This window comes from Methanolobus sp. ZRKC3, from assembly GCF_045291275.1.
Lineage (GTDB): Archaea > Halobacteriota > Methanosarcinia > Methanosarcinales > Methanosarcinaceae > Methanolobus.
The window spans coordinates 981307-1008239 of the sequence record NZ_CP146982.1 but is presented as its reverse complement, the minus strand read 5'-3'; the positions used below and the strand labels follow the sequence as shown (position 1 = coordinate 1008239).

At 40.0% G+C, this 26933-nt stretch carries 25 protein-coding genes and 3 pseudogenes; 15 read left to right on the top strand and 13 right to left on the bottom strand.

Annotated features, from left to right (window positions below; translation table 11 throughout):
• Positions 1-123: 123 nt before the first annotated feature.
• The 6 genes from V7O66_RS05080 to V7O66_RS05055 form a co-directional block, all read right to left on the bottom strand.
• On the bottom strand, positions 124-831 hold the full coding sequence (locus V7O66_RS05080; RefSeq protein ID WP_406661884.1) for a flavodoxin family protein: 708 nt from the start codon (positions 829-831) through the stop codon (positions 124-126).
• A gap of 667 nt (positions 832-1498) precedes the next feature.
• Positions 1499-1648, bottom strand: a complete 150-nt coding sequence (locus V7O66_RS05075) for a CxxC-x17-CxxC domain-containing protein (protein WP_406661883.1) — start codon at positions 1646-1648, stop codon at positions 1499-1501.
• A 2030-nt stretch (positions 1649-3678) separates the two neighbouring features.
• Positions 3679-4719, bottom strand: a complete 1041-nt coding sequence (amrS, locus tag V7O66_RS05070; RefSeq protein ID WP_406661882.1) for an AmmeMemoRadiSam system radical SAM enzyme — start codon at positions 4717-4719, stop codon at positions 3679-3681.
• Between the two features lie 177 nt (positions 4720-4896).
• Positions 4897-5151, bottom strand: coding sequence for a TIR domain-containing protein (locus V7O66_RS05065; protein WP_406661483.1), 255 nt, complete (start codon positions 5149-5151; stop codon positions 4897-4899).
• Positions 5152-5380: 229 nt separating this feature from the next.
• Positions 5381-5563 (bottom strand): hypothetical protein, encoded by a 183-nt coding sequence (locus tag V7O66_RS05060; protein WP_406661881.1) that lies wholly within the window; start codon positions 5561-5563, stop codon positions 5381-5383.
• A 276-nt stretch (positions 5564-5839) separates the two neighbouring features.
• Positions 5840-6874: a radical SAM protein gene (locus tag V7O66_RS05055; protein ID WP_406661880.1), complete on the bottom strand. Its 1035-nt coding sequence runs from the start codon at positions 6872-6874 to the stop codon at positions 5840-5842.
• A 362-nt stretch (positions 6875-7236) separates the two neighbouring features.
• Between V7O66_RS05055 and V7O66_RS05050 the strand changes: the two genes are divergently transcribed.
• The 4 genes and pseudogenes from V7O66_RS05050 to V7O66_RS05035 all read left to right on the top strand — a co-directional run bounded on the left by V7O66_RS05050 (position 7237) and on the right by V7O66_RS05035 (position 12036).
• Positions 7237-8541, top strand: a complete 1305-nt coding sequence (locus tag V7O66_RS05050; RefSeq protein ID WP_406661879.1) for a Fic family protein — start codon at positions 7237-7239, stop codon at positions 8539-8541.
• Positions 8542-9110: 569 nt separating this feature from the next.
• A pseudogene (locus tag V7O66_RS05045) lies at positions 9111-9494 on the top strand (RNA-guided endonuclease TnpB family protein); the annotation flags it as partial.
• A gap of 461 nt (positions 9495-9955) precedes the next feature.
• Complete coding sequence (locus tag V7O66_RS05040) at positions 9956-10303, top strand: PAS domain S-box protein (protein ID WP_406661878.1); 348 nt, start codon at positions 9956-9958, stop codon at positions 10301-10303.
• A 14-nt stretch (positions 10304-10317) separates the two neighbouring features.
• Positions 10318-12036, top strand: coding sequence for a PocR ligand-binding domain-containing protein (locus V7O66_RS05035; protein ID WP_406661877.1), 1719 nt, complete (start codon positions 10318-10320; stop codon positions 12034-12036).
• 333 nt (positions 12037-12369) lie between these two features.
• Here the strand turns inward: V7O66_RS05035 and V7O66_RS05030 are convergent, their stop codons facing one another.
• Positions 12370-13350 (bottom strand): tyrosine-type recombinase/integrase, encoded by a 981-nt coding sequence (locus tag V7O66_RS05030; protein WP_406661876.1) that lies wholly within the window; start codon positions 13348-13350, stop codon positions 12370-12372.
• A 100-nt stretch (positions 13351-13450) separates the two neighbouring features.
• On the bottom strand, positions 13451-13684 hold the full coding sequence (locus V7O66_RS05025; protein WP_406661875.1) for a hypothetical protein: 234 nt from the start codon (positions 13682-13684) through the stop codon (positions 13451-13453).
• 195 nt (positions 13685-13879) lie between these two features.
• On the opposite strand from V7O66_RS05025, the gene V7O66_RS05020 reads away from it, so the two are divergent.
• Both V7O66_RS05020 and V7O66_RS05015 read left to right on the top strand, forming a co-directional pair.
• Positions 13880-14590, top strand: coding sequence for an SDR family NAD(P)-dependent oxidoreductase (locus V7O66_RS05020; protein ID WP_406661874.1), 711 nt, complete (start codon positions 13880-13882; stop codon positions 14588-14590).
• Between the two features lie 13 nt (positions 14591-14603).
• Positions 14604-15233, top strand: a complete 630-nt coding sequence (locus V7O66_RS05015) for a phosphoribosyltransferase (RefSeq protein WP_406662590.1) — start codon at positions 14604-14606, stop codon at positions 15231-15233.
• Positions 15234-15272: 39 nt separating this feature from the next.
• Here V7O66_RS05015 and V7O66_RS05010 read toward each other — a convergent pair whose 3' ends face one another.
• The 4 genes from V7O66_RS05010 to V7O66_RS04995 all read right to left on the bottom strand — a co-directional run bounded on the left by V7O66_RS05010 (position 15273) and on the right by V7O66_RS04995 (position 17149).
• The gene (locus V7O66_RS05010; RefSeq protein ID WP_406661873.1) at positions 15273-15782 is read right to left on the bottom strand and encodes an archaemetzincin family Zn-dependent metalloprotease; all 510 of its coding nucleotides are present in this window, start codon (positions 15780-15782) and stop codon (positions 15273-15275) included.
• A 25-nt stretch (positions 15783-15807) separates the two neighbouring features.
• A complete protein-coding gene (locus V7O66_RS05005) occupies positions 15808-16200 on the bottom strand; it encodes a secondary thiamine-phosphate synthase enzyme YjbQ (RefSeq protein WP_406661501.1) in 393 nt (130 codons plus the stop codon).
• Positions 16190-16729 (bottom strand): hypothetical protein, encoded by a 540-nt coding sequence (locus tag V7O66_RS05000; protein ID WP_406661872.1) that lies wholly within the window; start codon positions 16727-16729, stop codon positions 16190-16192. Before V7O66_RS05000 ends, V7O66_RS05005 begins: the two co-directional genes overlap by 11 nt.
• Positions 16730-16855: 126 nt before the next feature.
• Positions 16856-17149 carry a hypothetical protein gene (locus tag V7O66_RS04995; protein WP_406661871.1) on the bottom strand — a complete coding sequence of 98 codons (294 nt, stop codon included), beginning with the start codon at positions 17147-17149 and terminating at the stop codon, positions 16856-16858.
• Between the two features lie 298 nt (positions 17150-17447).
• Between V7O66_RS04995 and cdhA the strand changes: the two genes are divergently transcribed.
• The 4 genes from cdhA to V7O66_RS04975 all read left to right on the top strand — a co-directional run bounded on the left by cdhA (position 17448) and on the right by V7O66_RS04975 (position 24237).
• Positions 17448-19853, top strand: coding sequence for a CO dehydrogenase/acetyl-CoA synthase complex subunit alpha (gene cdhA, locus V7O66_RS04990; protein WP_406661870.1), 2406 nt, complete (start codon positions 17448-17450; stop codon positions 19851-19853).
• Between the two features lie 809 nt (positions 19854-20662).
• Positions 20663-21439 carry a hypothetical protein gene (locus V7O66_RS04985; RefSeq protein WP_406661869.1) on the top strand — a complete coding sequence of 259 codons (777 nt, stop codon included), beginning with the start codon at positions 20663-20665 and terminating at the stop codon, positions 21437-21439.
• Positions 21440-21710: 271 nt separating this feature from the next.
• Entirely contained in the window at positions 21711-23336 is a 1626-nt protein-coding gene (locus V7O66_RS04980) for a pentapeptide repeat-containing protein (RefSeq protein ID WP_406661868.1), read from the top strand.
• A gap of 460 nt (positions 23337-23796) precedes the next feature.
• Positions 23797-24237, top strand: coding sequence for a hypothetical protein (locus V7O66_RS04975; RefSeq protein ID WP_406661867.1), 441 nt, complete (start codon positions 23797-23799; stop codon positions 24235-24237).
• Between the two features lie 44 nt (positions 24238-24281).
• Here V7O66_RS04975 and V7O66_RS04970 read toward each other — a convergent pair.
• Positions 24282-24401 (bottom strand): annotated as a pseudogene (locus V7O66_RS04970) (CRISPR-associated protein Cas1); the annotation flags it as partial.
• A gap of 259 nt (positions 24402-24660) precedes the next feature.
• Between V7O66_RS04970 and V7O66_RS04965 the strand changes: the two are divergent.
• From V7O66_RS04965 to V7O66_RS04945, 5 genes and pseudogenes are all read left to right on the top strand, one after another.
• Entirely contained in the window at positions 24661-24807 is a 147-nt protein-coding gene (locus V7O66_RS04965; RefSeq protein ID WP_406661866.1) for a hypothetical protein, read from the top strand.
• 98 nt (positions 24808-24905) lie between these two features.
• Positions 24906-25649 (top strand): L-2-amino-thiazoline-4-carboxylic acid hydrolase, encoded by a 744-nt coding sequence (locus V7O66_RS04960; RefSeq protein ID WP_406661865.1) that lies wholly within the window; start codon positions 24906-24908, stop codon positions 25647-25649.
• A 55-nt stretch (positions 25650-25704) separates the two neighbouring features.
• Positions 25705-25860 carry a hypothetical protein gene (locus V7O66_RS04955; protein ID WP_406661864.1) on the top strand — a complete coding sequence of 52 codons (156 nt, stop codon included), beginning with the start codon at positions 25705-25707 and terminating at the stop codon, positions 25858-25860.
• 175 nt (positions 25861-26035) lie between these two features.
• Positions 26036-26311: pseudogene (locus V7O66_RS04950) on the top strand (alpha/beta fold hydrolase); the annotation flags it as partial.
• 292 nt (positions 26312-26603) lie between these two features.
• The gene (locus V7O66_RS04945; RefSeq protein ID WP_406661863.1) at positions 26604-26768 is read left to right on the top strand and encodes an alpha/beta fold hydrolase; all 165 of its coding nucleotides are present in this window, start codon (positions 26604-26606) and stop codon (positions 26766-26768) included.
• Positions 26769-26933: the final 165 nt, after the last annotated feature.

Sequence of the window (26933 nt, the reverse complement as noted above, 5' to 3'; positions counted from 1 at the left end):
TCTTTATCAAGAAAACAACCTCTTTTTACTATTTTCATGTAAATTATATTATTAATTTGGCTCTGTAGAAAAACTATCAAAATCATAATCCATAAGTTGAAAGTGGCAATTCCTCTTATTTGTTTATAAGTCTCCTTTTGCGATTTCTTCATCCCAGTACTGATTAACGCCCGCCATAAATTCATCATCACTTATCAGTTCGGCATGAATACTTTTAATTATGTCTTCTGAAACCTGACCTTCGTTGACCATTTCTTTGCCGGCCTCTCGCAGCGCATCATAAAATTCGTTTATTCTTTTTTTGACATTTTCATTAGGCCAGTCCTCTAATACTCCTCCACTATTTCGGTAGACTTCCAGTACGGGATTCTGAGACGCCATATATGCCTTGAATAAATCAAAATTGTGTTCTCCGGGAAATCCTGCATTTGCAATCATAAAAAAACGTGGATAGTGCATTCTTTCCTCATGATAACAGCTTCCATCTTCATTTTTATGAATATGTGGAGTTGCAGTAGGTAGCAGCCTTTCATTGAATTTTTTTAGTATTGAGGTCATGAATAATCCATAGACGGGAGTGGCCATTCCTACATAATCCGATTCACAAAAAAGATCTATGAGATCGGACATATCGTCATTGATTACGCATTTTCCGGGAGTTTTAGTCCAGCAACTAAAACAACCACAACAATGATTGATATTATACTCTGTCAGGAATATCTCTTCTGTCTGAGCACCCGCTTGTCTGGCCCCCTCCAGTAAAGGATCAACGATTCGATGGGAATTGCTTTTCCTTCCTCTGGGACTACCATTAAAAACAGTTATTTTCATATTAATTCTCCTATTTTGGGTTTTGTAGAGAAACTATCCTCTAATATTAACTGAAGTATAATCTTATAAAAAGAAATGTATTTCATGCATTTGCTCGCACTAAAAATGCAATTTCTATTTCAGTGATGATTCAAATGAGGATCTCTACAGAGCCATTTTTTCGTAAAGTTAAGTATCCCTTCTCCCCTCACAAAAATATATTATTTCTACAGAGCCGGTTTAAAAATGCACTTTTGTAAATGTATTTCATAGCCTTCCTTGGCTTTTTGCATTTGTTCCTTAATCCATTTCTCAAATCCTATTTCCCTAAATCTCTTATACCTATCCATCGTGTCCGGGTCGGCAACAATCTCAATTTTGGAACATGGAAACTCTTCACATTCAAAACAGATGCGCAATCCTTACTTATTTTAAAATATGAGATGGTATGTGTCCCATCATTTTGGTTTTATAGCTTAGCTAAAGTCTATCGTAATTACATTCTCAGTTTAGTTTTTTAAACTAATATGAAATAATTATTAGAAACTATGTTTTCTAAATGAACTCTGAGTAATAGAATGAAATAGGAGTTTTGAAATTGGTTAGTTAAAAATTAAAAGGTATTAGATTCGAACCTCAGAAAATCACTCAGCAGTTGTGTGCTGAGAATGGTACCATTCATATCCACTTAATATCTACTAGGTGGTCTGCGTTTAGCGAAGCATTCTCTGCAGTATACAGGCCTTTCAGGATCCGGTTTAAAGGGCACTTCGGTTTCCTGGCCACAATCTGCGCATTTTGCTTTGTACATCTGTTTTGGCTCTCTTCCTCGTTCCATCTGTTCTCCTCCCTTATAGCGTCTAAATCTTCAAAACTGATTTATTTATCAATTGGATATATTTCAGTTTTAGTCATACTTAGAGATATGGGTGTAAGTAAATTTGGAATTAGCTATAAATACCATTTCCACAACTTCCCCCATAATTAACAGACTATGTTTATCTATATAAGGTGTTAAGAAAGAAAGATTCTCCATCCAGTACGTCTGCAAACTTTGCCAGAACAAGAACAAAGAAAACGGCGTAAAACATTCTGATCCAAAAGGAAGGATTACACAAGGTAGATGTTAGGGGCATACGGTGAAAAAATATAGGCTCTGTAGAAATCCCTGATATTCAGGCGAGAATGAAAGTTAACAATTATTTAAAATGTACTGTCCGCTATTGAAGGTATTTTTCAATTTTGCCCGATTGGTATTGATTTTGATAGGTTTTCTACAGAGCCCAAAATTATGCCTATTAAGAATATTAGAAGGTTTAACGGGCATGTGATAAGGATACAGCACTATCCAGGCAGTAGGATTAAAGACAATACTTGCATGATCTAACTGTTTGTTTTTACTGAATTGTTTTAACTCTGATAACTACCTGCTATTTGCTCGCTCGGATTCAATTGAATGGTAATCGGAGTAACAATGAATGCAGGTATGATCCACTTTCATGACGATATTTTCAATTAAGCTTTGTGGAATTAGTTAAAATCAAAAAGAAGAGTGGAGTATGAGCGGGTTGGGGACTGGGGGTTATTGTCAAAAAGAGGATAACCCGCTCGGATAATACCTAGTTATCCTCTATTATATGTATAGTTAATGGTCATGCTCATCATCATTATGAGGTGATTCTTCTATGTGCTCCTAATGCTATGGATTATGCGTTCTAAAAATGGTCTGCATATTTTAGCAGGCTAACCTATAAGCATACATTCCTTACAAAGAAAACAGATAAATAACTTGTAGCATTCCCATATATCGGAGATTATTTCTAATGTTTCTCCTTCTTTCATTCTATCCAAATAAGCAATACAATTAACCCAAATGTACATTTTGAATAAAATAAGCCGGTTGTATCTCTTTTACATTTTTAGAGTATGTTTTTCAATACTATAAACATACATCATCACAGTGATAACACTATTATAAACATACCCTTATAATAATATTATCATGGTACTGATGCAATCTAACAGTACCGATGTGGTTCGAAAGTACTGATGTAGTTAATTAAAGAAATTGTATGACATGTTACATACTTACTTTTTGTTTAAAAACACGATTAGCTAATATATATTATGTTGTAATATCACATATCCAGTAATTACTTTCTATAACTTTTGGTGACATTGGTAGTACTTCTAAAAAGTAACAGTACTGATATAGTTAATTAGGCTCTGTAGAAATCCTCTATGTTCGGACAATAATCAAATTTGAAAATATTATAGGATGTGTTGCATGATATTGGAATATAATCCCAATTTCAGTCCATAGATGTTGATTTAGATAGGTTTTCTACAGAGCCCATATCATGACAATAATGTGTTTGCCATGGATTCAACGTCGCCACCATGCATCATTACGAACCAGTTAACAACAATGTTAGTTGGCTCATGGTCAACTGTTGAATGATCACAAAAACCTTTTTTACCTCATCCTGAGTAGTAATAGTTGTAATTAACCGTTAAGTATCGGGGGAGACAAAATGAAATCTGTTGAAATAGAGGACGAAACGTGGCATTGGCTGATGGATCACAGAACCGCAGACAATATCGGATATGATTCGGATGCTAATAGATGAATATGTAAGCGAGCGAGAGGAGTTAGTTTATAAAACATAAGGGTAAGAGGGGTTTTCTGGATTGTTGGGATTATGACACCAGGGATTAGCAACTTAATCTACGTGCCATTGTATTTCATCTTTGCAAGTCGCGAATCGGTGTCCCATCTGTGAAACAAAGAACTTGAGTTGGAAGTCACCCGAAGAGAAGGCATGATTTTTAACTTATTTTGTCAGTTTTTCTAAAATTCCTCTTTACTCATATAATGTCATAGCTGCTTTCTATGTACTCCCCCATGATCGGGATCTTCTCGCCGCAATATGAACATTTCTTTTGAGGCGTAATCTTATAATCCACAATGGCAAAACCATCTCTCTTTATGAGCAGCTCCCCGCATTTTGGACAGTATGTATTCTCATACTTATGCCCATACACGTTTCCAATATACACGAACCTCATGCCTTCCTCTGTAGCTATCTCATGTGCCATCTCAAGGGTCTTGACAGGTGTTGGTGGCAGATCCAGTGTCTTGTAATCGGGATGGAAACGTGTGAAATGAAGAGGTATATCCGGTCCGAGATTGTCATGCACCCATTTTGAAAGATCACGTATCTCATCCGGGGAATCGTTCTTTGTCGGGACGATAAGGTTAATCACCTCTACATGCATTCCAAGCTCCTTTGCAAGTTTTGCCGATTCGAGGACGGGTGCAAGTTTTGCGCTTATAACTTCCCGATAGAACTCCTCTGTGAATGCTTTGATATCCACCCTGAAGGCATCCAGATAGGGTGAGATATGTTTCAATGCCTCTGGAGTGATGTATCCGTTCGTGACATATACGGTTGCAAGCCCTGCCTCCTTTGCAAGTTTTGCACTGTCATAGGTGTACTCGTGCCAGATGGTGGGCTCATTGTATGTCCATGCAATACTCCTTGAACCGGTGGCCAGCGCCCGTTCCACTGCCGTTTCAGGTGGAATTTCAAAAGCTACGGCTTCATCAACGCTTATCTGGGATATCATCCAGTTCTGGCAGTGCTTGCATCTGAAGTTGCATCCTATTGTCCCCAGTGAGTATGAAAATGAGCCTGGATAGAAGTGAAACAGGGGTTTCTTCTCGATAGGGTCGACAGCTTCACTCGAGACCACGTTGTAGATCAATGTGTAAAGCGTACCATCGCGGTTCTCCCTGGTCCTGCAAAATCCCCTTTTTCCAGGTGCTATGGTGCATCTGTGATTGCATACTTTGCACTTAACCTTATTATTGTCAAGCTTGTCATAGAGCATTGCTTCTCTAATCACTATTATCCCCCATTATGGATTGGATTTATAGTAAAAGAACATAACTATTCATCTCAAATTACTTTTATTTGTAAAAGACTAAAACATCTTAATTCTTGTTCAGCCACAGTTTACGTTCTGGGTTGAGTTTCTCCAGAAGTTCATGCAACACCTCTCTGCTTTCGACCAATGGGATTATCAGCTGACCTGCCCCACCGCCAGACCCACCTCTTGGTTCACTCTGGGGGATGCTACCCCTTCCCTGGTGAGAATGATGATTACACAGTCCGAATGACGGATACCAAATTTTATTAGCTCCGCTTGGGAGAGTGCCTCGGCCTTTTTGGACAGAGAGGAAAAACTCTCCAGGTTCACAGCCCACAAGACACGGCCCAGTTCATGAGCAAGGGACTCGTCCTGCTCACAGTGAGAGATATAGACTCTGTTTATCATGGTTATGCACCTTCACAGGACCTCTGCCTTTTCCCGACGAAATCTTATATCAAAAACGATTTCCAACGTTTAGGGCAGAGATGTTAATTTCACAATCGTTAAACCTGCTCTTCGACACAGTAAGGAACTTCATCACTTTAGATGTGCATTGTCCCCCGATTCCATTTAACGCATCCAGTACTCTGATAAAACCATATTGATTGCATCTATCTTGTGTGGTGCATTTAATTTAGTTAATTTTTTTGGCCCTTGGTTTTTTGGTTGGCTCCGGATCCGGAATCGGCTCTGGAGAAGGTGTTGGTTCCGGTTCTGGACAAGGTATCGGCTCCGGTTGAAATGATGATTTCTTATCTTCCTTTTGCAAACAATTTACCCCCATTTGTTTAATTACGAAATTTAAGATTTTTGCCATATATAAGTTTAAGATTCCTGCTACTTATAATTATACTTCAACAGCTTCCTGATTATCAACTTTTTTCAAATTAACGTATGAGTGTTAGAACAATATATTTCCGGGAAGGGAAGAACACTTGTTTTTACTAAATCAGTTCATCATGTGTAAAGAGCCGACTCGAATGATGTGTGGCAGAAGATTCTGGATATGCCTATTCATGGAACTACCCATTCTCACTATTAACAACCCACAGTTATTTGAGAAAAAGCTAGTCATTATTTAACTTGGATTCTATCAGATCAAGACATCTTCAAGACCTGATTCCTCCACTATCTCTATTGCACGTCTCTTCTCATCAGATATGAGGTGGCGATCAATTTCCGGATATTTTGAAGCCCTGTAATAAGGCATGTACTGGAACATCAGATTAAATCTTACCTCTGGAATATGATTTACTATCCATTCTACAATCGGTTTTGTGCAGCATTCCAGATGATTCGGCAATACCAGGTGCCGGACTATAATCTCAGCCTTTTGATAAGCAATCTCATGATTTCTTTTGACTACATCAAGATAATCTTTCACTTTGGAATACTTTCTTGCGCAGTTATCATCACCATATTTGAAGTCGGCAAGATATACATCGATCACGCCCTCTAGTAGTTTTGCCACTTCCTTAGAATGGTACATATTTGAGTTCCACACCATGGGAGTATTCACATTAACTCGATCAATGATCTTCAAAATGGAATGTGCATGTGGTGTAGGGGTCACAAAATTTACATTCCTTGCACCTTCATATCGTCGCTTTCTTATGATTCTGGCCAAAATTTCAGGATCTGCCTCGTTCCCACTTTCAGGACGGGTGGATATGTCCCAGTTCTGACAATAAACGCAGGCAAAGACACACCCTGTGAAGAAGATCGTATGTGAAGGTACAAGTTCTGGTTCTTCTCCCATATGTAAAAATTCAGAGGCGTATCGGGAGGTTTCAAGCAATCTGCAGAATCCTTTTTCACCTTCTCTACGATTTACACCGCATCTTCGCTCACACATATGACAATTTTCAAGTATTCGTGCAGCAATCTCAATCTTCAGATCAAGAAGTGAAGGGCTTGCTTCAGCTAGTTCAATATTTTTTTCATTTGAATCGATACTTTCCAATAACTCCCGATACTTTCCAATTTCACGATCATGAATCTTCCATAGATCATCAACAGAAGCCGATGAATCGAAGTCTACCGGAATGTTTTTAATAATCCGGAAACGAGCTGGCAATTCATCTTTTTCTACTTTGAAATAGCGGTTTAGAAACTTTGGTTCTCCCATATACATAGATTCGATAGTTTCCATTGAAAATTTTACGGTCCTATGTTGATATTCTGGCATTCAATTTGACAACAATAAAGAGTGATGTAATAGTTAGGACTATTAGAATAACTACGGAATTGTTTTGTATTTATTGGAGGAAGAGATGACCTTATTTTATAATCTTCATTTTATTGCAGAGAAACTACCAACAATTAATATGGATGAAGTATGGAACGAATTCAAACCCCAAAGAAAATAAATCCTAGGTAATTTCCTTAGATACATTAATTACCAATTACTACCAATTACTACCAAATTGGTAGTATCCTTTTTATCTTAAAAAATACTAGTATCTACTAAAAAGTAACGGATTGGTAGTTATGAAAATTCCACAGAAAGCACCAGATATGTGGGAGATTGTCGGGAAAAATCCTGAGATGCTCTCCATGTTTGTAGATCCTAAGATGCAGGAACTTGTTGCAAAGTATAATCGGGATTATTTACACTGGGATGAGCTCAGGCACCGGAAGTTGCCGGTGGAAGCTGAAAAGATGTGGGTTTTGCTTAAAAATAGCAGGAAAATGCAGGCAAAACTGCTTGATTTTGGGGACTGGACATTTCAGTATGTTCTAACCGGAGAGACATTGAGAAGGTTACATCTGCTGGACACAAAAGGTGCCGGGAATCTTGAAAGTGGACCGGGGGGTGTGAGTGTTGCAGACAGGAAGCGATACATTCTTAATTCACTCATGGAGGAGGCCATAGCATCCAGCCAGCTTGAAGGAGCGGCTACTACGCGGGAAGCTGCAAAGAAAATGCTCCGGCAGAAAAGAAAACCAAAGGACTACTCCGAGAAAATGATAATTAACGGTTATCAGACCATGTACATGATAGCTGAAAGGAAGGATAGATCCATTGATGTGGAAACACTACTTCGGATTCACAAGGAAGTCGTCCGTGATACTCTTGATTATCAGGAGGATGAGGGGAGATTTAGAGATAACAATGAAATTGTCGTGGCAGATCCTCAGGATGGAACTATAATATATCACATTCCACCCGATTATCAGGAACTTCCATCTCTTATGAAAGAATTCTGCAAATTCGCCAGCAATGATGAAGAAGAATTCATACATCCCCTCATTAAGGGAATCATATTGCACTTCCTGATAGGTTACATACACCCCTTTACCGATGGTAATGGCAGGTGTGCAAGATCAATATTCTACTGGTACATGTTAAGCCGTGGTTACTGGCTCTTTGAATACATGCCCATATCAAGGATACTGCTGCACTCGAAGAGTAAATACGGTAGGGCTTATCTCTTCACTGAAAGCGATGAGAATGACCTTACATATTTCATCAACTATAACCTCTCAACAATAGAAAATGCACTGGAAGACCTCGAAGAGTATATAAATTTCAAAAAACAGGAGCAAAATGAAACAATGCAGATCATTGAAGCCTCTGAGAATCTGAACCTCAGACAGGCAGAGATAGTCAAAAGCCTGCTAAAAGAACCAGAAAGGTACTTCCCTATAGCTGAGATGAAAAGTAAGTACAATGTTGCCTACGACACAGCAAGAAATGATATGCAGTATCTTACACAACTTGGTTATGTTGAAAAGATCGAGAGAGGTAGGAGTTATATGTACAAGTATAAGGGAGTAAAAAAGGATAATTAATTATCTAATATAGCTGCTACCAAAAACTACCAATTTCTACTGAATTGGTAGTACTATTATTTTCACACTCTTGCATATTCCAAAATACACTATATCGCTTATTTTGCAGAATATTAATAATTTTGGGTATATTCCTAGCTTTCAGTCTTATTTTCATTGTAAAGTAATATGGCAAATCTCTTTATATACTAATATCGATAATAATTATTATTCATAGATTGATATAATATTCTCATCTCCCTAACATCTTCGGTTTTTGTCCCAAGAAACACACTAATGAACAGGCTTCTTAGAACGAAAAAAGCGTTATTGAATAAATGAACTGTAGTAGTGGAGGTAAGTGATGAGATCATCTTATATCTTTATTGTTGGTGCAATTGGTATTTCTTTGATTTTTTGGTGTTGTTTATAGTATGTGACAAAGGAAACATTGCCATAGCATTCCTTTTACTTATGATGTTGACCAGAGTATTCTTCTTGTCTGTCCGATTGAATTAGTTTATGTTAATCATTTCCGACTGGAATCGGGAGCGGCTAGAACCGGAGATTATATGGATAAAGAGTGGAGGAGAAGGCAAAGAAACGATTTTCTGCACAAAACATCTTCTAAACTAATAAGCGAGAACCAAGCAATTGCAGTAGAATCCTTGAATGTTTCGGGTATGTTGAAAAATCATTGCCTTGCACAAGCAATTAGTGATGTTTCGTGGAGTGAGTTTTTCCGACAACTTGAGTATAAAGCAGAGTGGTGCGGAAAAACGCTATTGAAGATAGGTCAATTTGAGCCATCTTCGAAATTATGTAATGTTTGCGGACATCATAATGGTAAAATGACTTTGAAAGATAGGGATTGGTGCTGTCCTAAATGTAATACAGAACATGATAGGGACATCAATGCAGCAATCAATATCAAGAAGTTTGCACTTCAAAATCAAAATCTACTAAATGTTTGACACCTTTGGAACGAGGGGAGGGGCTTGTGGACTTGTTCTCGATAGAGAAAAGAATGAAGCAAGAAGCCTCATGCGTAAGCGTGGGGTAGTTCACCAATTCACATGTAAATAATGAAATTGTGAATTATCCATTAACAGAAAATTCATTATTTGAGATGCATGGTGGGGAAATCTGGGTTGAAAGTGAAGTTGGGAAAGGAAGTACATTCACATCCTCAATACCTATGGATTGCAAAGTTGAATAAAATCGTTTGTCAGTGTTGATGATGTGTAGCAGATTTTAGCAAAGCCATTTATTTATATACTATATATTTCAAATATCATCCAAGGTAGGAGAAGATATCTCTGTACCAGCTAATTGAAAGCAATAGGAGGTGGGACTCCTTTTGCATTCGTGGGGTACAATAAAATGAAGCAATTCCAAAAAAACATTTCAATAAGGAAAGATGCTCAAAAGTCTGATGAGCTATTTAAAATTATTTTTGATAATTCGAATGATGGGAATAACCATTAATGAACCCGGTGGACTTTTTCTGGAAGTAAATCAAACAATCTGTAATGCCCTTGGATATGCTCATGAAGAAATGCTGCAGATGACCCCATATGAGATAATATCAGCTAAAGCAGCAGCACAGTTTCCTGAAAAAATAAAAGAATTGCAACAAAAAGGATATGTTCTATTTGAGAGCATTGTAGTTTCAAAGGATAGGAAGCATTATCCTGTTGAATTAAACATGAGAATTATTAATTATCAAGGTAAACCTCCATCTTTTCCATCATCAAGCATATCACAAAACGCAAGAAATTAGAAGAGGAAGTGAAGATGAGAAAAAAACCAATTCAGATGATATTCGATTACACATCTTCATCTGACATGGACCTGGAAGATTTAGCACTACTGGACATAATAGACCTGGAAGATCTTCAAACCATCCAGGATACCTTTGCAAAGACGAACGATGTGGCTTCCATAATTACCGACACCGATGGCAAACCCATAACCAAACCGAGCAATTTCTGTAAGATCTGCCAGATAGTGCGTAGCACAGAAATTGGAAAAAGACGCTGTGAAAGGTCCGACATGATATTGGGAGAAAAGGCGAAAAAACTTATGGGGCCCACTTATGAGAGATGTCATAGCCTTGGATTGATAGACGCCAGTGCTCCGATAATCATAGGTGGTAAACATGTAGCCAACTGGCTCATCGGACAGACCAATGTAAAAGAAATCAATTCTAAATTGATAGAGGAGTATGCTAGGGAAATTGGTGCTGATGTGGATAAGATGCTGGATGCATACCACGATGTACATCATATGTCGATTGAAAAGTTTGAAAATGTACTGCTGTTGCTCTCACAATTTGCAAAGCAGATATCCACGCTGGGATACAACAATCTGAGACTAATACGAGAGCTAAATGAGCGCAAACTGGCAGAAGAAAGGCTACGGGAGAGTGAGGCAAAGCTCCGTACTGTAGTGGACACCATCCCTGATCTGGTCTGGTTGAAAAATACGGATGGTGTTTACCTTATATGCAACTCGAAGTTTGAACGTTTTTTTGGTGCAAAAGAAGCAGAAATTGTCGGCAAGACTGACTATGATTTTGTAGAAAAGGAGCTGGCTGATTTTTTCACACAAAAGGATAAAGCTGCGATAGGTTCCGATAGACCTGTTATGAACGAAGAAGAAGTCGTCTATGCAGATGACGGGCACAGGGAAGTTCTTGAGACGATTAATAACCCTATGTATGACTCTAATGGAAATCTTGTGGGTGTATTAGGTATTGGGCGAGATATCACAAGCCACAAAATTGCTGAGGAAACACTTCTCCAAGCAAAGATTGAAGCTGAACTTGCCAATCGTTTCAAGAATGAATTCATAGCCATCGTGAGTCATGAACTGAAAACTCCACTGAGTTCTATTATAGGCTTTTCTGAGTTTCTACTCGATGAGATGTCCGGAGGTATGAATGAAGAACAGGTAAAGTACATAAATGATATTTTTAAAAGTGGCAACCATCTACTAGAAGTGGTCAATAGTATCCTTGACATCTCAATGATTGAATCTGGTAAGATCGAACTTTACTATGAGTTGTTCTCTGTTTCTGATGCAATTGATGAAGTAATATCTATACTGCTACCTCTTGCACTAAAAAAGAGCATCGATATAGATGTCAAAATCGAAATGCAACTTGAGGATATCAATGCAGATAAAACAAAATTCAAACAGATTCTCTATAATCTTGCAAGTAATGCAATCAAGTTCACACCTGAAAACGGTTCGGTGATGTTAACTGGAAAGCAAATTGATAACATGCTCCAAATATGTGTAGAAGACACAGGTATGGGAATTCCAAAAGAGAATCTAGAAGAAATATTTAATCCATTTAAACAAGGATATCCGTATCTTACACGTATACATGGAGGAACCGGACTGGGTCTTTCCATTGCCAAAAATTTTGTTGAATTGCACAATGGTAGTATCTGGGTTGAAAGTGAAGTTGGGAAAGGGAGCACATTTACGTTCGCAATTCCTATATAGAGTAAGGTTGAATAAATCTTATTTGTTAGTATTGGTGATATTATAACTGATTATAAAACATCTGAATATTGGCTCCGTAGAGATCCCCAATGTTCGGACAATAGTCAAATTTGAAAATATTGTGGGATGAGTTACATGATGTTGGAATATAATCTCAATTCCAGTCAATGGACATCGATTTTGATAGGTTTTCTACAGAGCCAGTTACCTATAACCCATTATAACTGTGCGACTGGTGTAATTCGAAGTAACATTATGTATCTAAAATATCGAGCTTGCCTGATCTAGCTCTGTACCAGGCATCTTCTTAGTAGCTAATAATGCCTTTACTATTCATTCACTCTCATCTAAGAGTTTGGCAAGTCCTGGGTGCTTACTGACCATTTTTGTTAGCTCTCCCATCTTCTGCATGTCTTGTTGCATTTGCTGAATCTGCTTCTTCATCTCTGCGAGATCATTTTGTTCAGATTCGATTTCATTTACTGCATTTATGTTGAGTGCAGCACCACAATTCACACAGAAAACAGATTGAGGTGTATTGATTCTCTGACAACGTGGACACTTCTGAACATTGGTCCCATGTGTGTCATCTCCACCAATATCAATACCTTGTGCCTTCAAAATAGCTTTATCAGTATCCCTGCCAGAAAGATGAATGTAAGTGGAGGGCATAGTAGACCCTTGCACCCATCCAAAGATAGCATCCATTTGGGCTTCAGTTAAATGATTGGCCATGTATGTAGCCCTACTATGCCGGAAAAGATGAGCATGTACTTTCTTTTTAATTCCTGCTGCATTCGCTGCTTTTTTGATTTGCTTTGTTAAGCTGGCATGACCCATTGCCGTTTTAATGTTGTTAGGATCTGGATTATCGTTCCACCATAAAGGAGCATCAGAATTGTCTTTATCCGGGTGTACTTCCATCCATCTCATAAGATAAGGAACGCTGAATACTGCCCTTACTCGCCTCATTCCTGTTTTTCCAGATACCAGAAATTCAGCACCGTACTCGTCAAATCTGACATTTTTCAAAAGCAAAGTTCCTATTTCGCCAATTCTAGCACCTGAATCCCACAAAACTGCTATTAATGCCCGGTCCTTTGGGTTCCTGGTTGTTTCGATCATAGCCAAAACTTCTGATTCTGTGAGCAGATCATCAGGCAGCTTTGTCTTGCTCTTATTCTTGGTTGCTCTAAAAAACTTAGTAATTTCGGGATCTTCTCCAGCATTCAACCAACGATAGTATTTTTTTATTGTAACTAAGTAATCGTGGCGTGTATCCTCGCTCTTATAGCGACCCCTGACGTATTTCATTATCCTATGTTCGCCCAAACCCTCAACAGTACAGGCCCTTACAAAATCTGATATATTCTTTTTGTTGGTTTCTGATATATCGGGAGATTTTTTCAGACTTTCAATTCTTGTCTGGAGTTTTGCACCATAAATTGTAAATTATTTCGTTCAAAATCGAATTTTTATCATATTCAGGATTATCTGATTCAAAATGAGAAAATAAAGTATCAAGGTACTCATTTAAACTAACAATTTCTTCCAAACTCAAATATGAAGCATTCTTATTATTTTCATAGATGCCATATTTTTCCAATTCAGGCTGTTTTACAATAACTAAAGAACCGATTTCAGTCAATCTGGCAAGCTTACGTTCAACACTTGGTCTGGTATATCCCCTTTCTCCCTCATGGGTTTTTATTATGCAGTCAATGAGTTGCGCCCTTCTAACGAATCGATTTTTGCTTGTCCTTCTCCGTTTGTAGTTCCCGAAACAATCTTTAGAATCTATTTTCCCAAAAGCATAAGACCTGTTGAATCCAACTTTTAAGTAATGAATGCTGTGGAACTGAAAGGTCAGACCGCTATTGTCACAGGTGGGGGCAGGGGGATAGGGAGAGCCATCTGCCTGAGCTTTGCAGATGAAGGAGCCAATATAGTTGTGGCTTCAAGGACAGAGGAAGAGATACAGCAGACCAAGCAAATGGTTGAGGATACAGGAGCAAGCTGTCTTGCCATAAGCACAGACATCAGAGAGGAGGAAGGTGTCAAGAAACTCATCTCAAAGACCATGGATGTTTTCGGTAAGATCGACATACTGGTCAATGATGCTGGTGTTGCCTATAGGAAACCTCTTCAGGACATCTCAACTGATGAATATGATGAGATAATGGACACCAATGTCAAGGGCATGTTCCTCTGCACAAAATACGCCCTTCCACATATTCTCAAAAGCGATTCAGCCAGGATCGTTAACATATCTTCTGGTGCCGGAAAACAGGGGATGCCCCAGCTTTCTGTCTATTGTGCCTCCAAATTTGCTGTTATCGGCATCACAGAGTCCCTTGCCAGCGAAGTTGCTGGAAAGGTGAAGGTATATGCAGTATGTCCGGGGGGCGTTGATACCCAGATGTATAGATCCCTATTCTCCGATGAGCCAATGCTCAAACCAGAACACATTGCACAAAAGGTACTGGAATTGTGCCTCCCTGATTCAAAAGTACCGTCAGGCTCATCGATAGAAGTCTACAGGCCACCTTTCTAAGAGAGATGGAGGGATTCCCATATTCAAGAACAGAAAAGAAGCAGGAGACAAGCTTGCCATAGCCCTTGATAAATACAGGAAAGAAAAACCAATCGTCCTGGCCATCCCGCGTGGGGGTGTTGAGATAGGGTATCGTGTGGCAATGTACCTGGAAGCAGAGATGTCCCTGATAGTTGTCAGGAAACTGCCATTCCCGGATAATCCAGAGGCAGGGTTTGGTGCGATTGCAGAGAATGGAAGCACCTTCATCTTCCCTGAAGCAGGGAACTGGCTCTCAGGTGAAGAGATACAAAGTATAGAAGAAGCCCAGATAGCAGAGATCGAAAGACGGATAGATGTCTTGAGGTCAGGAGAACCCCTGCCAGACATAGAGGACAGGACCGTTATTCTGGTAGATGATGGAATAGCAATGGGATCCACGATGAGAGCTGCCATAATGCTCTGCAAAAAAAAGAAGGCAAAAAAGATCGTAGTTGCAGTACCTGTAACAGGAAGGGAGACCGCCGCAAAGATAGGGGACCTGATAGATGATATGGTAGTCCTGGAAATGCCCCATCAATTCTATGCGGTCGCACAGGTCTATGAGAACTGGTATGATGTCCCTGACTTCGAGGTTCTTGAGATCATGAAGATGATTGAATAAGATATTTTGGAATTCGATCTGCCTTAATAATAGAACGGTTCACAAAAGGGCCTTACACCGTGCACATGGCTCGCAACCCTTGATATCAGTATCATCAAGGGTATTTGAGAAATGCATCACACATCCTATATCAGGACAATGCACAAGCCCGAACATATGTCCGATCTCGTGTATGGCTTCTTTGAGAATCCTCTCCTTGAACAAAAACTCATTTGGCGGGAGTCCATAGTACTCCTCCCTCAACCTTGTGAGTGAGATCACAGCTACCCTCTCAGCCGCAAGTCCAAAGATAAAATTGAAAGACTTTACATATATGTCCTTATCGATGGTGCCCAGCACCTTTGAACCATCACTGGGTATTGACATCATCATATCAGCAAGAATGGTCGATGCTTCATACTGCCCCCTATCAGGATTATAGGCATAAGACGGAATTGACATTGCGGGGTCGATCTTGACAGGCAGGGAGAAGATAGAGCTTATATGGTCTTTCAGCCCATCCAGCAAACCCTTTTCGACCTCACCTATCGGCCTTATATGCAACAACATTCCCCAAAACCCCCAATACTTCTGTTCAACTCTGCCTTATGATCATGATGTTCACTTTTCTGTGCCTAGGCCCATCCATTTCAGCAAAAAATATACTTTGCCAGGTTCCAAGCACCAGCTTTCCATCTATTATGGGGATGGCTTCACTCGAGCCCAGAAGGACGGCTTTGAGGTGGGAATCGGCATTGTCATCTATCCTGTCATGCTGATAGCCGGCCGAAGGGGGAACGAGTCTTTCCAACAGGTTCAGAATATCATCACGCAGACCTGATTCATTTTCATTGACAATTATCGATGTAGTGGTATGTGTAGTACTGATGACACAAATCCCATTCAGGATATCACTTGTTTCTACAGCTTCTTTCACCACATCGGTGATATCAATAAGTTCGACGCGTCTACTTGTTTCAATTTTCATTTTCTCTAAATACCTGTTCTATTTTATCAACCGTATTTTCAGTATCAAAATGTAGGATGCCAATTCCTCCTGCATTTTCCCAGTTTTCAATATTTTCAGTATTGTCATCTACAAGGATGCAACTGGGAGATGAATACATCTTTTTATCCGAACGTCTGCAGATAATAGCTTTATCAGCAAAGTCTTTACCAATCTCTCTGGCCAACCAGTCGTATTTCCCTTTCATACTGAATTCTGCTACACGTCCTCTTTTAGGATTTGGATGTGCTGAAAGAATTGTTGTGTTGTAGTTTAATAGATAATCAACAAGGTCTCTACCATCATTTCTCCATGGCATTTCTGACCAAAAATTGATTCCATGAGATTCAACGATCTTCCAGAATTTATCCCTGTCCGAGTTATGTAGTTTGATAAGTCCAGAAGAAATATTGTTGCACGCATTATCAAAGTCGGTGATTACATTATCCATATCAAGATAAATTCTGTACTGAACATTGTTATGAGGAGTCTGTTTATTTTCCATTGGCATTGTGATTCACTCGTTATAATTGTAAATGGAGAACATTGATTCAAATTGATTTTAGTTATTCATAAGAGAATAATGTCATAAATTGGTATTAAAACCATTATGTAAGTTTTCTGAAAAAAGAACGATTCAATTCCAATCATAGTTACCTCCCCTTTGATGGTACTTATCTGCATCAACCAGATCAGTAAGTTCCATATGCTCCAGTGATTCAAAGGGAATTGAAGAACGCTGATTGCTATTGCTCAAGATAATGTTTCCATCCGGGCCGATTATTAGATAAGAATTCAGCATTTCACAGGCTGATTCAAATGTAGGAGTTGCACCATTATTGAGTAGCATTCCCTCATTAATTTTCCAGAATGTATCGAATTCTTCTTTAGTAAGCATCAGATCAAGCGAATCGTCGTTTTGGCCTTTCATACTGCAACATCCACGACCTCTGGCAGAATGTTGTTGAATTGTAATTGAGCAGGAGGATGCATTATGACAGGCATACCGTAATCATGTCCTGTAATATATAGGCGAAAATATACAACACGAATAATCATTATAAATCGCAGTAATGATTATATATGATGACTGTTTGATTATATATGAGATCTTCATAGTAGTGCAAGTGACCTAGACATCAACAGCTATTGATACGTTTTTAATATTTCATAACACTGATTTTTGGCCTAACCAATAAACCACTGGGAGATTAAGGGGTAAGGAATAAATGAGTAAGCTAACTTCAGGTAAGATTTCCATCGAAGACTTGGAAAACGTTCAGATCAACATTAGTAACATTGTAGGATCTATCGAAAAGGAGATAGAAGAAAAAGGTGAGGGGGGACCAACACCAAAACCCGGGATAGCAGCATTGAGGGGCTGGGATTTTAAACTGCTCGATCGGTACGAACCTGTGTATACACCGACATCCGACCAATGCAGTTACTGTACGTTCGGTCCATGTGATCTGACTGGTAACAAAGAAGGAGCTTGTGGCATCAATCTGGAAGGTCAGACCGCGCGGGAGTTCCTGCTTAGTACGATAATAGGAGCCGCGGCCCACTCTGCACACGGACGTCACCTTCTTCATTATTTGATTGAAAAATTCGGCAGGGACCATCCCATCGATGTGGGCCCATCTAACATCAAAGCACCTAACACCCAGACTGTCACAGGATACAAACCAGAAACGATTGGTGATCTTGAAGCGGTACTGGTGTATGTAGAAGAACAGCTAACCCAGCTTATGGCAACCATCCACATGGGTCAGGAAGGCGAAGCTATCGATTTCGAGTCAAAGGCCCTGCACGCCGGGATGCTCGACCATGTGGGTATGGAAGTGTCTGATATCGCACAGATCTCATGTTTGGATTTCCCAAAGGGAGAGCCCGAAACACCTCTCGCAGAGATAGGGATGGGATCGATCGATTCCACAAAACCTGTACTGATAGTTATAGGGCACAATATGGCGGGTGTTTCCAATATAATCGATTACATGGAAGAACATGACATTCTTGATAAGATAGAACTTGGAGGACTGTGCTGTACCGCCCTTGACATGACCCGCTATAAGACAGAGGGCGGGAATGCCCCAAAAGCAAAGATAGTCAGTACCCTTGCCAAACAGCTGAAGATGATACGTTCAGGTGTTCCGGATGTCGTTGTTGTTGATGAGCAGTGTGTGCGTGCCGATGTTCTCAGAGAGGCACAGAAGCTCATGATTCCTGTGATCACAACCAACGAGAAAATAATGTATGGCCTCCCAGACAGGTCAGATGACAGTGTAGATGATATCCTTAATGATCTGGCCAGTGGAAAGGAGCCGGGTGCGCTCATGCTTGACTTTGACAAGCTTGGAGAGCTGGCACCACGCCTTGTGCAAAAGATGGCGACCATACGCGACGAAAAGGGCATAAGGGGCCTCCCATCCGATGACGAGTTCAAAGAACTTACGTCAAGATGTGTCCACTGCCTGGCATGTGAGCTTGCGTGTCCGATCAATCTGCCGATCAGCGATGCAATGACTGCTGCAGAAGGTGGAAACCTGGAACCATTTGAGATACTCCGCGACAAATGTATAGGATGTGGCAGATGCGACCATTCATGCCCAAAGGATATTCCTGTACTGAATGTGATCGAGAAGGCGGCACAGAAGATCATACGGGAAGAGATAGGAAAAGTAAGGGTTGGAAGAGGTCAGATCAGTGACCCCGAGATCCGAGAAGAGGGAGTAAACCTTGTACTTGGAACAACACCTGGCATCGTTGCAATAGTGGGATGCTCGAACTATCCCGGTGGAACCAAGGATGTGTACGATATAGCAGATGAGATGCTTAAGAGGAATTACATTATCCTAGTTTCAGGATGTTCGGGAATGGATGTTGGAATGTACAAGGATGAGGAGGGGCAGACACTCTATGAGAAGTATCCAGCAAAGTTCCTCAAAGGCAACTTGATCAATATGGGTTCCTGTGTATCCAACTCTCATATTACGGCAGTTGCGATAAAAGTTGCAGCAATATTTGCACAGAGGGACATCACCGGCAACTACGAAGAGATCGCTGACTATATCCTAAATCGTGTGGGTGCAGTTGGGGTTGCTTGGGGTGCCTATTCGCAGAAAGCCCTGTCCATTGGAACAGGCTGCAACAGACTGGGAATACCTGTAGTGCTCGGACCCCACGGCTCGAAGTTCCGCAGGGCGATAATCGGTAAACCATATGACATGGACAAATGGAAAGTATACGATGCACGTAATGGTAAAGTGATGCCAATACCGCCTGCGCCTGAATACCTGCTGACCACGGCGGAGACTATTGAAGAACTGATGCCAATGCTTGCCAAGAGCTGCATACGTCCGAGTGACAATAATATGGGTAGGATGATCAAACTCACCCATTACATTGAGCTCAGCCAGAAGTATCTTGGAATAATGCCCGATGACTGGCACACTTTTGTCAGGACCGAGACAGACCTGCCTCTTGCAAGGCGTGGAGAACTTCTCAAGATGCTTGAAGAAGAACATGGATGGGAGATCGACTGGAACAAGAAGAAGATCCTCTCAGGTCCGTCCATGAAACTGGATTTTTCAGCCCAACCGACTAATCTAAAAAGACTTTGTAAGGAAGCATAATCTCCGGCCTACGGCACAAAGAATATTCAGGTATCCACAAAATATGGTGTAAAAAGCTTAGAGCCAACCCAGCCAAAGGTAGTTGCAAAACTGATAATCCAGAATTCCACATACACCGGATAATGGACTCGACCGGTCCACTAAAAAACTGTTGATAGACTTAAGAAGATGCCGATATTTTGAAGAATTGAGCATCTGTTTCTTTGCCTTTTTTTTGTACATAACCAAGGGGTAATTAGCGTACGCTCTTGGTCAGAGAATAGTCTGATTTAAACCGTTGCTTAATTCGTGTGAGGGGGGCACAAATTCACTAGGATTTGGGGTGCCGTTGGATTCTGCGCAAGTGTGCACAGCTTAGGCATGGCTACACTGGCTGGAAGCCCACAGCCCACCAGTAGCCAGGTATCACACCAGGAAGTATGCATACGCTCATAACTCACTCGACGACCAAATTGAACACAGGGTGTTCTGACAGGCAGCGTTTGTATTTCGTGGAAGCATGAGGTTCGAATCTTACTCCCCGCATGATTTTTGGGGGATATATACAAGTGGAAAAAAGTGTACGGTGTTTGTCAATCTGCAACACAATCATATAAAATTCCCCACATTTTTTCAAAAGGGATAATCGCAATAAGTAGTGAAGTGTAAGTATTGATAGCCTATGAATATTTTACATCAAAAAGGTTATATGAAATAATGTTAGATTTTTAACTGGGATTGGAGTACTGACATGAAGTTCCCTTAACTGAATCAGCTGTAAGCGGGGGCTTTCAGCTATAATTGATAATATATGTAATTGAATGGGGGGTTTGAAAACGATTGAAAGCATTTCATTGCCACAAGATTTAAGGGTTGCCATTGGTTCTGAAAATATAGACTTTGCTGTAGAATCTAATCGTGCGAAACCACGTGGAGACTCATTTTTTTTAATTATTTTGGGAACTTTTTTCCTTGTAGTTAGTATTATTATTGTATCTACCGCAGATTTTGAAAACTTGGGGCCAGGCGCCTTATTCCCTGGTATAGGTCTTTTAATTGGTATCGGCACGTTGGGATCTGGTATTTATTCCCTATTTAGAAAAGGTGGTTACTTCGTAGGAATACCAACAAGGTTAATAAATTACCAAAAAGGCAAAATAAAATCTATTGGCTGGAGAAAATTTACCGGAGATGTCAAAGTAAAGGGTAATGCTCAAAAAGGCGACATATATTTACAGTTGATGAGTGGGCATATACCAAGCGACGATACAATATATATTCATGATATGATATATATATTCGGAATACCAAATGCATTAGAAATTGGACAAATTTGTAAAAAAAGAATTAAAGAAAATGCCCCTTTTACCTATGTTTCACCAATAGGTGAGGACACCGACAACCAAAAGATTAGAGAAGTGCCTGCTGGGAGAGACAGGGAGATTGCGCCGCCCAATATGGAATCACGCAAAATAGATCGGTCAGAGAGAATACTGGTGCTGCTTTTTGTCTTTGGTATTGTGATATATTCCCTCTATGAGGGTCAGTTACTATGGGGTCTCATTGCAGCTGCCATAATACTTGTGTTGGTAAGAAAACAAAGATAAAGAAGGTTCATGCCAAAGGATAGAGTAGACCCTGGGTATGGAGGAGACAGTGACTGAAAGCTAAAAGTTTATTATAAGTAGTGGGTGCTGTATGTAGGTACATATCGATACGCCTCCATACACTTGGTATTAAGACTAACCTTACAGCTAGTATGTTTAGAATTATGCTTGTGCTTGTCCTAAGAAGAAAGCGGGAATAAAGAATTTGTAAAAATGAATAACAGAAGCAAGGTGCATCTTAACAAGGGTTTATATTGCGCAGGTGGGGGAAATGATATCAAGAAACTTGGTTGCTGGAATACTCTTCTTGGTTATAGTATTTTTTGCAATGTCTACTGTTTGTCAAGCACAGGAGTATACACAGGTTGAGGCTAACGATATTTTAAAACAAATTGAAAATAGGGAAGATGTACACCTTGAAAATTCATGGATAATCGGAACGCTAGATTTAAGCGGAATATCTGTTGAAAGTGAAATAAAAATTGTTAGTTCAGTTTTTGAAAATGATGTTGATTTCTCAAACACTAAATTTTCAGGCAAGACTGATTTTGAAGGTGCAACTTTTAATGATTCTGCCTACTTCGAAGGGGCGGCTTTTAATGGTTCTGCCGTTTTCCGTGAGGCGACTTTTAGTCGTGATGCCGAGTTCATTGGGGCGACTTTTAATAGTTCTGCCGACTTCGGTGAGGCGACTTTTAGTCGTGATGCCGAGTTCATTGGGGCGACTTTTAATAGTCATGTCGGCTTCGGTAAGGCGACTTTTAGTCATTATGCCGACTTCAATCGGACGACTTTTAGTCGTTATGTCGGCTTCAGGTGGGCGACCTTTAATAGTGATGCCGGCTTCAGTGAGGTGACTTTTAATCGTTCTGTCGACTTCACTGGGGCGGCTTTTAATGGTGATGCCGACTTCAGTGAGACGACTTTTAATGGTGATACCACCTTCCTTGGGGCGATTTTGTATGGTGTTGCCGACTTCAGTGGGGCGAATTTTAGTACTGCTGACACCTACGCCTTAAGAAAGGCGATTTTATTCCGAACTTCAAGCGTTAGTCAAGCACAGGAGTTAACAAACGTTAGTTCTTACGTTATTTTAACACAAATTAAAAATGGGACAGATGTATACTATCAAAACTCACGTATAACGGGAACGCTAGATTTAAGCGGAATACCTGTTGTTGAAAGTAAAATAGTAATTGAGAATTCAATTTTTGAAAAGGATGTTGATTTCTCATACACTCAATTTAGAAAGCCTCTTTCTTTTTCCGGTACCGAATTTTCAGACAAGATCGATTTTACAGATGCGACTTTTAATGGTGATGTCTACTTCCTTGGGGCGACTTTTAATGGTGTTGTCCAATTCTATGGGGTGACTGTTAGTCGTCGTGTCGACTTCATTGGGGCGACTTTTAACGGTGTGATGTACGGTTGGAGTTTCCTTAAAGATGCGCCGGATCTTGACGGACCAACGTACATAAAACTAATGAATAATTTCAGGGACAATCAGCAGTTTGATGAAGCTGATGATGCTTATTACCAATATCGTTTGCTTAGAATTGGTAGTTTAACAGACATATTCATGTGGCTTACCTGTGGGTTTGGTGTGAAACCATATCGTGCTATAATTTTCGGGGGGTTAATAGTTCTATTATTCTCTCATGTTTACTGGCGGGGAGATGGTATTTCTAGATTAAAAGAAGATAATGGGGATGATAATCAACACATATCCTTTTTTGATGCTTTTTATTTTAGCATGGTTACATTTACCACGGTAGGCTATGGGGATTGGTATCCAAAAGATCGTTATCGTAAGTATGTCATGATTGAAGGCTTGCTTGGCTGGTTAATTCTAGCATTGTTCTTGGTAACTTTAGCCAATGTGATGATAAGACCATAATCGCAAAACACATCATTCACGAAATCTACTATTTTTTAAAAGTAGTATTGGATTTTAGATTTCAACTAACTCCACAAAAATATTGCGTACAAAAAATCGCACTTAACTATATCCCCGACTTGCGATGCGGGGATATATACAAGAAAAAATATGGCAACGGGGATTTGCAACGATTTCGCACAACCACCTGACTACCTAGAAAAAAACAACGCAAATTTTCTTCAAAAACTAATTCTTCTAAAAAGGAAATTTGATAACATACTAAAATCGTATTTCTTAAATAATAGATACAAAATTGTCTGATCAAAGAATAACTATTTTAACATGCTAAACATATTTTCTACACAAAGAGGGGAGATATAATGGAATTGCTTTCCAATTTACATATTCTTGTTGGCATTTAATGCAAAATAGAGATTACAAAAAGGACTGGCACTAAAATTTAAATGAGGTTTAGACTATGCAGGAACTGGATTTTCTATCACTAGCGACTTTGTATGTTCTTTTGTTATTGTTTGGATTAGTTACACTTATTCTCTGGTGGTTCCAGATCAATGTCTATAAAGGTAAAGCGATGGATAATCCAGATGGATCAACCGATGACTGGCATGAGCAGAAGATCCTATTTGGAATGTCATTTGCAGATATAGTCATCATTTGTCCAGCTACTTTTGTTGGTATTGCCTTAATACTGATCGATTCCCACTGGGGGTTTTACATTCTAGGAATGCTGAGTTTCTGGCATATGTGGGTGAATACTGCTTTTACAGTTACCAGTTTACGGTTTGAAGACCCGAAAATTACTTTTATGTGGTTCATAGCTTATCCATTTGGGATACTCCTCGGTTTACTTTACCTCATTTGGATGTTTATCCACTTTGATATGATATTTCTTCTATAATAGAAATTTGTAGGCAAAATATTAAATGTCCAGAATAACACCGATTATCCCCATCTTTCCAACCTCTCCCTCACATGAATATTGAGGGTAAACGGCTTCTCACTCCTAGCATTCTGTTTCATGTAATGCAACGTACCCTTAGAAAAGTCCATCCTCTTCCATTCTTCTAATTTCAATCTAAAATAGGAAAACAGTATCATGCAGACTTATTGATATTAATCTCAAGTGTTAGTAAATATAAAAAACCGAACTCCAAAAATTTATTTTTAAGACATGTTCTCTTTTATAATTATGTTATGTGGCAAAACTTACTCAAATTGTGTGTTGAGTTTTAAAACTAAATGTTCTATCACTTTTGGAAAATAATACAAAAATTAGTATATGTATGAGAACTCTCAAATATTCCTTTGCCTATAAATTTTAATGGACGTTACAATAGATATGACGGAAAAGTTCGGTAAAAGCCTTGGAGTTGGGGTTGAAGCGCGGGAGGAAGTTCGAAAGAGTGGGGAAGAATATATTGAGGTTATAAGATCTCATGAAACAGAGAAGAAATCTGATGAAGATTAATGTTCGAAATCAATATCAAAGGAAACTAAAAGGTCATATGAACCTATCTTGGGATGAAATGTATCACAAAAAGATGAATGATAAGGAGGAGGAAGAAAATGAAGGTTGAAGAACTTGAACGGTATGGTAAGAGCTTGGAAACTCTTCCCAAAGGGGTCTTGAAGAAACAGATGGGTATTATGATCCGGGGAATCAGAAACAAATACGGAATCTTGGGTATTGGTCCTTTTTTCTTTAAGACAATGCTTGAACAGAGGGCTCTGAAAAAGAATTATCCTGAGGCCTACAAGGAAACCCTAGCTATCAGTAAAGATGCAGCTAATGAAGTTACAATGCTGATAGCAATGTTCAATGTTGTTGCAAGGAAGGAAGGTAGAGATAAGGCATACGAATTTGTTAAAGGAATTTTCCAGGAAATTGCAGTTCTGAGCATGCCTGCCTTTTACCAGATAGACGATCTCGTGAAATGCGAAGGAGATGTCTATGATAACTTCATGAAATTCAATAAAGCCTGGTTCGAGGCCATGCAGCAAGCAGGTACTTACGAAATTCAAACGAATAGGATTGAAGGTGATGAACAGACTATCATAGTCACCAGATGTGCCAATTGCGTCCTTGGTCAGAGGTTTGACTGCCCTGAAATATCAAAACTCGGCTGTGACCATGATCTGGCAGGCTATCCGGTAATCGCTGACAGAGTCAATATGGAGTTCAGGAGGCCCCATGCGATGGCAAAGGGGGACGACTACTGCGACTTTCACTTTTACAGGAAGGGCACCTCTCCTGATATGATGGAAATTGACGACCAGATGGTCAAGTGGGATGAGAGTCTGAATAAGTGAGGGAAGTACACAAGATGAATATTTTTAGATATGTTTTAGCCAAGCTACCTGAAAAATGGCAAAAAAAGCTAACCGTGTATTTAGTGAGCTCGGGCAAGATTTTTACTACTCCGATCTGGAAAATGCTATTTCAGACCCTCACGTTTTATGGAGCAGCCTTGTGGATTATTACATTCCCAACCTCAACTATATTATTGGCAAAGTTATTTAGGCAAATTTCTCATGATTAAAAAGTGATATTCATGTAGACTCTACGCGATGACAACGTTCTCCGATTGTCCGATGGTCGTAGGCTTGGCTACGCCGAATATGGCAACCCTGATGGCAATCCGGTCTTCCTCGTTCACGTTACTCCCGGAACCAGGCTTTACTGGAAATCATTCCCCGGTTTCCCCTTCCGGTCTGACCTGCATATAATAGCACCGGATCGACCCGGATACGGACTTTCGGACTGGAAGCCAGGTCGAACAATGACAGACTGGCCGGACGACATCGTAGAGCTCGCTGATGCACTGGATATCGATCGATTTGCCATGGTCGGTGTTTCCGGGGGTGGTCCCGAGACTCTGGCATGCGCCTGGAAAATCCCAGAGCGGCTGACAGCGGTGGGAGTGATCCACAGCCCCCCCCTCCAGATGTGCAGGATTATTACGAGGGGATGAACCGGACGAACCAATTATTCTTCAGTTTAGCCGCCCACTGGCCCTGGTTAATTCGAAAGAATATGGAATTAGTGGCATCCTTTGTACGCCGCAATCCCAATAAATACATCGGAAGCTGACTTACAAGTTTTCGTATCCAGATAAAGCAGCCATCGTCCGCCCTGAAATACGCGAGGTCTTGCTCCAAGCTATGTCCGAAGGATACCGCCAAGGCGGACGCGGTGCAGGGGATGATATGGTTCTTCATCACGGCCTCCCATGGTTTTTCTCCCTGAAGCATATCAATGTGAAGGTGTATCTATGGCAGGGTGAGAACGATACCAGCGTATCTAATAGCCAGGCCCGCTACCTGGCAAAGACACTGTCCAACTGCCAGGCAACTTTCATCCCCAACGCCGGACACCTCTGGCATATAGATCACATGAAGGAGGTGCTGGACGTGGTGGTACCTCGATAATCCCGTCCACACTTTGCAAACAAGAAGTATCCCAAATTAACGAACGTCATCGGATATGCTGAATCAAATTGCATGCGACTGTTTTCCCTTGAGGAATTCATCAAATTCTTTTATCTGGAAGGCTATGAGCAGGAAACCCTTTGCATTGGCTATAATATCAATTTC